This is a genomic window from Martelella sp. FLE1502 (genome assembly GCF_053484255.1).
In genome coordinates this window covers 1-9317 of the sequence record NZ_JBAKFQ010000047.1, presented here as the reverse complement: position 1 = coordinate 9317, position 9317 = coordinate 1, and the positions used below count along the sequence as shown (strand labels likewise).

Sequence of the window (9317 nt, the reverse complement as noted above, 5' to 3'; positions counted from 1 at the left end):
CAAGTAGAATCAATGCCATGCGCCTTGTCTACAAATTTAAACCGGACAGCAGTGGATCAAGTCCGAGCATGACACAAGAACGAAGGGTCGATGGCACACGATGGTCAAAGCTTGGGGCTTTGTCAGCAGTCTGAGCGGCCGGGCAGGCCGGCCGCTCTTTTAATGTACGAAAACGATAATCTCACTTCGGCGAGATCATCAGTTCGGGGCGGACGATCTCGTCATATTCCTCGCCGGTCACAAGCCCGGTCGCCAGCGCTTCCTCGCGCAGCGTGGTGTTGTTCTTGTGCGCGGTCTTGGCGATCTTGGCGGCGTTATCGTAGCCGATCTTCGGGGCCAGCGCCGTTACCAGCATCAGCGAGCGCTCGACGCCGGCCTTGATGTTTTCCTCGCGCGCCTTGATGCCGACCACGCAATGATCGGTGAAGGAACGGGCGGCATCGCCCAGAAGCTGGACCGACTGCAGGAAATTATAGGCCATCATCGGGTTGTAGACGTTGAGCTCGAACTGGCCCTGGCTACCGGCAAACCCGATCGCGGCCTGATTGCCGGCGATATGGGCGCAGACCTGGGTCATCGCCTCGTTCTGGGTCGGGTTGACCTTGCCGGGCATGATCGAGGAGCCGGGCTCGTTTTCCGGCAGCGACAATTCGCCGAGACCCGAGCGCGGGCCCGAGGCGAGGTAGCGGATGTCGTTGGCGATCTTGAAGCAGGCCATGGCCGCCGCATTGATGGCGCCGTGCGAGAACACCATGGCGTCATGGGCGGCGAGCACCTCGAACTTGTTCGGCGCGGTGACGAAGGGCAGGCCGGTGATGCCGGCGACTTCCTCGGCCACCTTTTCGGCAAAGCCGACCGGCGCGTTGAGGCCGGTGCCGACGGCGGTGCCGCCCTGGGCGAGCTGGTAAAGGCCCGGCAGCGTCAGCTCGATACGTTCGATGGCGGAGGCGATCTGCGCAGTGTAGCCGGAGAATTCCTGGCCGAGCGTCAGCGGCGTCGCGTCCTGGGTATGGGTGCGGCCGATCTTGATGATATCGGCGAATTCCTTCTCCTTGGCGGCGAGCGCATCGTGAAGGTGCTTCAGTTTCGGCAGCAGGTGATGAACGATCTGCTCGGCGCAGGCGATGTGCATCGCCGTCGGATAGGTGTCGTTCGACGACTGGCTCATATTGCAGTGGTCGTTGGGGTGAACCGGCTTCTTGGAGCCCATCTCGCCGCCGAGGAGTTCGATCGCGCGGTTCGAGATCACCTCATTGGCATTCATGTTCGACTGCGTGCCGGACCCCGTCTGCCAGACAACCAGCGGGAAGTGGTCGTTAAGCTTGCCGTCGATGACTTCCTGGGCGGCCTCGACGATGGCGTTGCCGATTTCGGCTGGCAGCCGGTCGAGGGACATATTGGCCCTGGCGGCGGCCTGCTTGACGATGCCGAGCGCGCGAACGACGGAAAGCGGCTGCTTTTCCCAGCCGATCTTGAAATTGCCGAGCGAACGCTGGGCCTGCGCGCCCCAGTAGCGGTCGGCGGCGACCTCGATCGGGCCGAATGTGTCGGTTTCTGTACGGGTTGCGGTCATGGTGTTTCTACTCCTGCCATTGCCCCGGTGGGCGATCGTCCTTGCGAAAATCGGGATATGCAATCGCGCGCGCCGAGCAGTTCTGTCAATAATCGGCGAAAACTTATTCGATTAGTATCGCCGATTGCCAACCGAAACTGAAAAAATGCAGGGCCGGTACCGCGAACCCGGCCTGCGACCGAACCAATGACGACGCCATGCTCTCCGTCACGGAACCGGGGCGATATCTCTGCGTTGGAGTCTGTGAAATTATGGCTGGCGCGCATGTTGCAACGCACACAGAAATCGCTCGCGTTTAAGCCCCTGTTAACAGGCGCTTGATAGGCTGATCCGGAACGGCAATCGATCGGCAAGCGGACCAAAGTGTTGTTTTTTCATGACACAACCAGAAGGTTTGCGCACAGATAGCGCAAATGTTATTGGCTCGCTAAAGAGCTTGCGGATAGGATGTCAATGAAATCGTTGACTTGCAAAACGGGGTAGAACATTGCGCAACAAACTCTCAGTTCGCGTTTCATCTGTGGCTCTGGCCGTGGCGGTTTCTGCCGCCTTCGTGCCGAGTGCGGCCAACGCCCTGACCCTGATGGACATCCTGCGCGGCCGACAGAAAGAATCGCAGCGCGCGCCGGTCGTCGAGCAGCAGCCTCAGGTGCAGCAGAAAAAGCAGGTTCAGCGCACCTACTCCGCCCCCAAGGTCGCCCCGCCGAAATATTACGCCTATCGCGCCGATCCTGTCCGCATGATCGATATCGGCGAAATTCGCGATCCGGTGGTTACCGGCTCGATCACCCCCGATGATGCCGATATGGAAGAGACGACGACGGAAGTTGCCGCGCTCGATCAGGGCTCGATGACCGACGCCGTCGAAACGGAAACCACTGTCGCGATCGCTGAAGATGATCCGCGCCAGTATCTCGCCGATGCCCAGGTCAAGGCCATTGATGATGTCGCTTCGGCGATCGAAGACTATTATTCCAATGGCGGCGAACTGATCTGGGTAGAGGACGGCAAGGTTTCGCAGAAGGCCCGCGCCGCCATGCGGACGCTCGGCAATGCCGATGTCTTCGGCCTCGAACCCGACAACTACCGGGTCCAACTGCCGGATCTGCTCGCGGCCGAGAACGAGGATGAGGAGAAAGCTGCCCTGATGCAGTTCGAACTCGCCCTTTCCGCCAAGGTGCTTGCCTACATGCAGGACGCCAGGCGCGGCCGCGTCGATCCGAACCGGATTTCCGAGTTCCACGACCTGAAGCGCACCGAGGTTGATCTCGGCGAAGCGATCGACAGCCTCCCCGGAACGGTTGACGTTGCCGAATTCATCGAAAGCTACAATCCGCAGAACCAGTTTTTCCAGGACCTGAAGGCGGAGCTCGCCGAACTGCGCAACACCGAAAACGTGGTCGAGCCGATCGTTTTTACCGGCAGCGTGTTCATTCGTCCGGGTCAGACCAACCAGAACGTTCCGAGCGTGGTCAAGGCGATCGAACGCAAGGCTTCGCCTGAGTTCAAGGTGGAACACGCGGAAATCTTCGCCGCCTATGACGGCGTCAGCGAGGAATACACGCCCGAACTGGTGACCTTGGTGAAGGACTTCCAGAAGTCGGCGGGCCTCTATGTCGACGGCGTTATCGGCCCCAATACCGTGAGGGCCTTCGACGTCGAAACCAATGACGATCGCACCCAGAAGGTGCTCGACGCCATGGAGCGCCTGCGCTGGCTGCCGGATGATTTCGGTCCGCGCTATGTCTTCATCAATCAGCCCGCCTACCGCGTCTATTATCATGACGATAACGGCGAAAGCTTCGACATGGGCGTTGTGGTGGGCAATCCCACCAACCAGACCTATTTCTTCAAGGACGAGATCGAAACGGTCGAATTCAACCCGTATTGGGGCATTCCGCGCTCGATCGTCGTCAACGAATACCTGCCGAAGCTGCGCGCCAATCCGAGCTATTTCGATCAGATCGGTTACGAGGTCAGCTATAACGGCCGCCGGGTGTCATCGTCGTCCGTCAACTGGGCTGCCGCCCCGATGGTCGATGTGCGGCAGCCGCCGGGCGAGCGCAACGCGCTTGGCCAGCTCAAGATCCTGTTCCCGAACGACCACGCGATCTACATGCATGATACGCCGCAGAAGAGCTATTTCGAGCGCGACATGCGGGCGTTGAGCCATGGCTGTGTGCGTCTCTCCGACCCCAACAAGATGGCCGCCGCCGTTCTCGGCGTGCCGGAGTCGGATATCGATGATTATATCGCGACCGGCAAAAATACTCCGGTCGACGTTCCGGAGAAATTCCCGGTCTATGTCGCCTATTTCACCGCTTGGCCGGATGATACCGGCAAGGTCCAGTATTACGACGATGTCTATGACCGCGACATGTATCTGAAGCGGGCCATGGAAGCCGAAAGCAAGGCCCGCCTCGGCAGCTGACCGCTGCCAGGGCCCTATATTAAAGAAGGCGCGTCCGTTTTGCGGGCGCGCCTTTTGCGTTCCAGCGGGTTGCGGTTATCGCCGTGCGATCACCGCGAGTGCCAATTCCGGCGTCAGCGCCGCATAGTCGCTTATCGTTCGGTCAGCGGCCATGTCGGCGACCGGGCGGTCGGCATAGCCGAAGGTGACGGCGATGGTTGCGACGCCGGCGCCCTTTGCCGAATCGATATCATTGGAACTGTCGCCGACCATGACCGCGTTGGCGACGTCGCCCCCGGCGCGCGCGATGGTCTCCGTGATGTGGCGGGGATCGGGCTTGCGGAAGGCGAAGGTGTCGCCGCCGGTGATCGCGGTGAAATAGCCGGTGAGACCGAGTGCTTCGAGCAGCGGCATGGTGAACGATTCGCGCTTGTTGGTGCAAACGGCGAGATCGAAGCCCGTGGATTTCAGCCGGTTGAGCGCCGCGACGATGCCGGGGTAGGGGCGGCTTTCGCCGGGAATGCCGGCGCGATAGTGTTCGCTGAAGCGTTCGAAACAGGTATCGAACGTATCCTCGTCGAGCGACCGGTCGCGATGTTCGAAGGCCCTTTCGATCATCACCCTTACGCCGCGGCCGACCAGTATCTTCGTGTCCTCTATGCCGTAGGGGGCGAGCCCCACGGGCGCGATGGCGTGGTTCAGGCTTGCGATCAGATCGGGCGCTGTATCGATCAGCGTGCCGTCTAGGTCGAATATGGCGAGCGGTGCGGGCATCGGGGGCGATCCTTCATTTTCCGGCAGACGACGCTCGCCGTCCGCTTCCCGGCCCGGTTCATAACCGCCAGCAGCAAGCATGCCAAGCATTTGCGCGGCCTCGGCGCAAAAGGTCTTTTGTTTGACGCGCGTGGCGTGTAAACACCTTACCGTTAGCCAAAAGGAGCATGTGACGCATGGATGCGCGTCAATTGAAGATAAAGGCTGCGGAAACCGCGCTTGAATATGTCGAGGACGGTATGCGGCTCGGCATCGGAACCGGCAGCACGGCGCGGGAATTCATCGCGCTCCTCGGCGAAAAGGTTGCCAACGGGTTCAATGTCATCGGGGTCCCGACTTCCGAGGCGACGGCGCGCCAGTGCCTGGAACTGGGCATCACGCTGAATTCGCTCGACGAAACGCCGGAGCTCGATCTCACGATCGACGGCGCCGACGAGATCGATCCGGCGCTCAATCTCATCAAGGGCGGCGGCGGCGCGCTGTTGCGCGAAAAGATCGTGGCCTCGTCCTCTAAAGCGATGATCGTGATTGCCGACGAGACCAAGGTCGTGGATCGCCTCGGCGCCTTTCCGCTGCCCATCGAGGTCATGCCGTTCGGGCTCGGCGCGACCCGCCTTGCCATCGAACGCGCCGCGTCGCGGCTCAATCTTTCAGGTTCGCTCGACCTTCGCCAATCGGGCGACGGGCCCTATATGACCGATGGCGGACACTATATTATCGATGCATCATTTGGCCGCATTCACGATGCACAGGCATTGTCGGACGCGCTCAACGCCATCGCGGGCGTTGTGGAGCACGGGCTGTTCATTGACATCGCGACACTCGCCATCGTTGCATCCGACGGCGGTGTACGTACACTCAAAGCAACTGAGTAGACAGGAGTCCTTTATGAAAATGAAATCCAGGTTCGGCCTTTCCGTGGCCATCGCCGCGACGATTATGGGACTTGGCGCCTTTTCGGTTGCTTCTGCGCAGGACATTTCGCCTGAGCATGAGGCCGCCGCCAAAGCCGCGCTCCAGGCCCTGGGAATCAACAACCAGTTCGACGAAATCCTGCCGAATCAGGCGGATCTCGTTCAGTCGCAGTTGACGCAGGTCTACCCGAACTATCACTCGCTGATCGACGAGGTCGTCACCGATACGGCGATCGCGCTGGCCCCGCGCCGCGCCGATCTCGAGAAGGAAGGCGCGCAAATCTACGCCAACATCTTCACCGCGGAAGAGCTTAACCAGCTTGCCGAGTTCTACAACTCCGATGTCGGCAAGAAGTTCATCCAGTATGGCCCGATTGCCGCGCGCGAACTCGGCCAGGCCGGCGATATCTGGGCCCGCGGTATTGCCCGCGATCTCTCCCAGCAGGCCCAGGCAGAGCTGAACCGGCGCATCGAAGCCGATGGCGGCACGCCCGTCGAGGCGACCGAGGTTCCGGCGCTGCCCGCGCAGTAAAAGCGCCATTCGCCCGTTGCATAACAGCCCGCCGACCCCGGCGGGCTTTATTTTTGGCGGAAAGTCGCCATATTCAGCCAAAATCGATTATCCCGGAATACCCCACCGCAAGGAGCCCTCCCATGACGCGCTATGACTTCGACCTGTTTGTGATCGGCGGCGGCTCCGGCGGTGTGCGCGCCGCCCGCCTTGCCGCTAGCATGGGCAAGAGGGTGGCAATCGCCGAGGAATACCGGTTCGGCGGCACCTGCGTCATTCGCGGCTGCGTGCCGAAAAAGCTGTTCGTCTATGCCTCGCAATATCCCGAGCATTTCGAGGACGCGGCCGGCTATGGCTGGACCGTCGGCGAGCGCAGTTTCTCCTGGCCGGCGCTGATTGCCGCCAAGGACCGGGAAATCACCCGTCTCGAAGGGCTCTACCGCAAGGGGCTGGAAACCAACGGCGCCGAGATTCTTGAGACGCGGGCGGAGATCGCCGGCGATCATCGCATCCGGCTCTTGTCCTCCGGGCAGGAAGTGACGGCGGAGAAGATCCTGGTCGCCGTCGGTGGCCACCCAAATCCGCACCCGGAAATGCCGGGCTCCGAACTCTGCATCTCCTCCAACGAGGCCTTCCATCTGGAGGAACTGCCGAAGTCGATCGCGATCACCGGCGGCGGCTATATCGCGGTTGAATTCGCCAATATCTTCGCCGGGCTCGGCGTCGAGACCACGCTGATCTATCGCGGCCCGGAAATCCTGCGCGGCTTCGATATGGACATGCGGGTCAATCTGCGCGAGGCGATGGAGAAGAAGGGTATCCAGGTCATCTGCCGCGACACGATTGTCGACGTCGCCCAGGCGGCCGATGGCCGGCTCAAGGCCCAGACCCATAACGGCCATGTGTTCAATGTCGACAAGGTGATGATGGCGCTTGGCCGGCAGCCGAACACCAAGGGGCTTGGCCTTGAATCCGTGGGAGTCGAACTGGACGCCAAGGGCGCGATCAAGGTCGACGACTATTCGCGCACCAATGTCGACTATATCTGGGCACTGGGCGATGTCACCGATCGCGTCCAGCTCACCCCGGTCGCGATCCACGAGGCGATGTGCTTCATCGAGACGGAATACAAGGACAACCCGACCAAGCCGGATCACGACCTGATCGCGACGGCCGTGTTCTCGCAGCCGGAAATCGGCACGGTCGGACTGCCGGAGGATGTTGCGGCGGAACGCTATGAGGAGCTTGAGGTCTATCTCGCCAAGTTCCGGCCGATGAAGGCGACGCTGTCGGGCCGCGACGAGCGCACCGTGATGAAGCTGATCGTCAACGCCGCCGACCGCAAGGTGGTGGGCGCCCATATTCTCGGCCATGAGGCTGGCGAAATGGCGCAGCTGATCGGCATCGCGCTGAAGGGCGGCTGCACCAAGGACGATTTCGACCGCACCATGGCCGTCCATCCGACGGCCTCGGAGGAACTGGTGACCATGTACCAGCCGACCTACCGGGTGAAGAACGGCGAGCGGGTTTAGACCCGCCGCCGCGTCATCCGCCTTGGCGGGTATACAAAAAAGTCGGAAGCGTCTATAAGCGCGCCACTATGGGAGAGAGACTGGTCCGGCTCATGAAACGGACCGCCAAAGAGCAGGTATGAGACGATGACGAGCGCGAAGAACTGGACCCCCGGAAGTTGGCGTCACAAGCCGATCCTTCAGGTGCCGGAATATCCGGACGAGGCAAAACTGGCCGAGGCCGAGGCAGCACTCGCGAGCTATCCGCCGCTGGTCTTCGCCGGCGAGGCGCGCCGTCTGAAGAAGGCGCTGGGCGAGGTGGCCGAGGGCCGCGGTTTTCTGCTCCAGGGCGGCGACTGCGCCGAAAGCTTCGCCGAGCATGGCGCCGACACGATCCGCGATTTCTTCCGCGCCTTCCTGCAGATGGCCGTGGTGCTGACCTTCGGCGCGCAGCAGCCGGTGGTCAAGGTCGGCCGCATCGCCGGTCAGTTCGCCAAGCCGCGCTCCAGCCCGAACGAGACGATCAACGGGGTGACGCTGCCGAGCTATCGCGGCGACATCATCAACGGCATCGATTTCACCGAAGAGGCCCGTATTCCAGACCCGCAGCGTCAGCTGATGGCCTACCGCCAGTCGGCCGCGACGCTGAACCTTCTGCGCGCCTTTTCCATGGGCGGCTATGCCAATCTGGAAAATGTGCATCAGTGGATGCTCGGTTTCGTGAAGGATTCGCCGCAGGGCGAACGCTACCAGAAGCTCGCCGACCGGCTTTCGGAGACGATGTCGTTCATGCGCGCGATCGGCATCCGGGCGGAGAACAACCACGCGCTGTCGGAGACCGATTTCTTCACCAGCCACGAGGCGCTGCTGCTCGGCTATGAAGAGGCGCTGACCCGCGTCGATTCGACCTCGGGCGACTGGTATGCGACGTCGGGCCACATGATCTGGATTGGCGATCGCACCCGTCAGGCGGACCATGCCCATATCGAATATGCCCGCGGCATCAAGAACCCGCTCGGCCTCAAATGCGGCCCCTCGCTTGCCGAGGACGACCTGCTGCGGCTGATCGATACCGTGAACCCGGAGAACGAGGCCGGCCGGCTGACGCTGATCTGCCGCTTCGGCCACGACAAGGTCGCCGACCATCTGCCGCGCCTGATCCGCGCCGTGGAGCGCGAGGGCAAGAAGGTGGTCTGGTCCTGCGATCCGATGCATGGCAACACGATCACGCTCAACTCCTACAAGACCCGGCCGTTCGAGCGGATCCTGTCTGAGGTCGAGAGCTTCTTCCAGATCCACCGCGCCGAGGGCAGCTATCCGGGCGGCATCCATATCGAGATGACCGGCAAGGACGTGACGGAATGCACCGGCGGCGCCTGGGCGCTGACCGGCGAGGACCTGCACGACCGCTACCACACCCATTGCGACCCGCGGCTCAACGCCGACCAGGCGCTGGAACTCGCCTTCCTGCTCGCCGAGCGGATGAAGACGGCGTATGAGGAAAAGAAGCTCGCGATCAACGAGTGAGGACGCCCGGCTTTTAGCGCGCATAGCCGCATAGCCCCCAATAATCTCCCCCCTTGAGGGCAGGGGAATCGCGTATGGCTTTTAAGCTATTGAATAT

7 protein-coding genes are annotated in these 9317 nt (G+C 61.6%); 5 read left to right on the top strand and 2 right to left on the bottom strand.

The genetic code is table 11. The annotated features are described in order from the left end of the window. Positions 1-181 precede the first annotated feature (181 nt). Positions 182-1573 carry a class II fumarate hydratase gene (gene fumC / locus V6767_RS22510; protein ID WP_448475481.1) on the bottom strand — a complete coding sequence of 464 codons (1392 nt, stop codon included), beginning with the start codon at positions 1571-1573 and terminating at the stop codon, positions 182-184. Between the two features lie 532 nt (positions 1574-2105). On the opposite strand from fumC, the gene V6767_RS22505 reads away from it, so the two are divergent. Continuing rightward, positions 2106-4004 (top strand): L,D-transpeptidase family protein, encoded by a 1899-nt coding sequence (locus tag V6767_RS22505; RefSeq protein WP_448475480.1) that lies wholly within the window; start codon positions 2106-2108, stop codon positions 4002-4004. Between the two features lie 75 nt (positions 4005-4079). On the opposite strand, the gene V6767_RS22500 is transcribed toward V6767_RS22505, so the two are convergent. Continuing rightward, the gene (locus V6767_RS22500) at positions 4080-4757 is read right to left on the bottom strand and encodes an HAD family hydrolase (RefSeq protein WP_448475479.1); all 678 of its coding nucleotides are present in this window, start codon (positions 4755-4757) and stop codon (positions 4080-4082) included. A 176-nt stretch (positions 4758-4933) separates the two neighbouring features. Here V6767_RS22500 and rpiA point away from each other — a divergent pair, with 176 nt between their 5' ends. The 4 genes from rpiA to V6767_RS22480 all read left to right on the top strand — a co-directional run bounded on the left by rpiA (position 4934) and on the right by V6767_RS22480 (position 9220). Then, positions 4934-5632 (top strand): ribose-5-phosphate isomerase RpiA, encoded by a 699-nt coding sequence (gene rpiA / locus V6767_RS22495; protein ID WP_448475478.1) that lies wholly within the window; start codon positions 4934-4936, stop codon positions 5630-5632. 13 nt (positions 5633-5645) lie between these two features. Continuing rightward, a complete protein-coding gene (locus tag V6767_RS22490; protein WP_448428118.1) occupies positions 5646-6203 on the top strand; it encodes a DUF2059 domain-containing protein in 558 nt (185 codons plus the stop codon). Between the two features lie 122 nt (positions 6204-6325). After that, positions 6326-7714 (top strand): glutathione-disulfide reductase, encoded by a 1389-nt coding sequence (gene gor / locus V6767_RS22485; RefSeq protein WP_448475477.1) that lies wholly within the window; start codon positions 6326-6328, stop codon positions 7712-7714. A gap of 126 nt (positions 7715-7840) precedes the next feature. Further along, positions 7841-9220 (top strand): class II 3-deoxy-7-phosphoheptulonate synthase, encoded by a 1380-nt coding sequence (locus V6767_RS22480; RefSeq protein ID WP_448475476.1) that lies wholly within the window; start codon positions 7841-7843, stop codon positions 9218-9220. Positions 9221-9317: the final 97 nt, after the last annotated feature.

Excerpts from the sequence above, each read along its gene's own strand:
- V6767_RS22500 (WP_448475479.1), bottom strand. The coding sequence starts at position 4,757 with ATGCCCGCACCGCTCGCCATATTCGACCTAGACGGCACGCTGATCGAT.
- gor (WP_448475477.1), top strand. The coding sequence starts at position 6,326 with ATGACGCGCTATGACTTCGACCTGTTTGTGATCGGCGGCGGCTCCGGC.
- rpiA (WP_448475478.1), top strand. The coding sequence starts at position 4,934 with ATGGATGCGCGTCAATTGAAGATAAAGGCTGCGGAAACCGCGCTTGAA.
- V6767_RS22490 (WP_448428118.1), top strand. The coding sequence starts at position 5,646 with ATGAAAATGAAATCCAGGTTCGGCCTTTCCGTGGCCATCGCCGCGACG.
- V6767_RS22480 (WP_448475476.1), top strand. The coding sequence starts at position 7,841 with ATGACGAGCGCGAAGAACTGGACCCCCGGAAGTTGGCGTCACAAGCCG.
- fumC (WP_448475481.1), bottom strand. The coding sequence starts at position 1,573 with ATGACCGCAACCCGTACAGAAACCGACACATTCGGCCCGATCGAGGTC.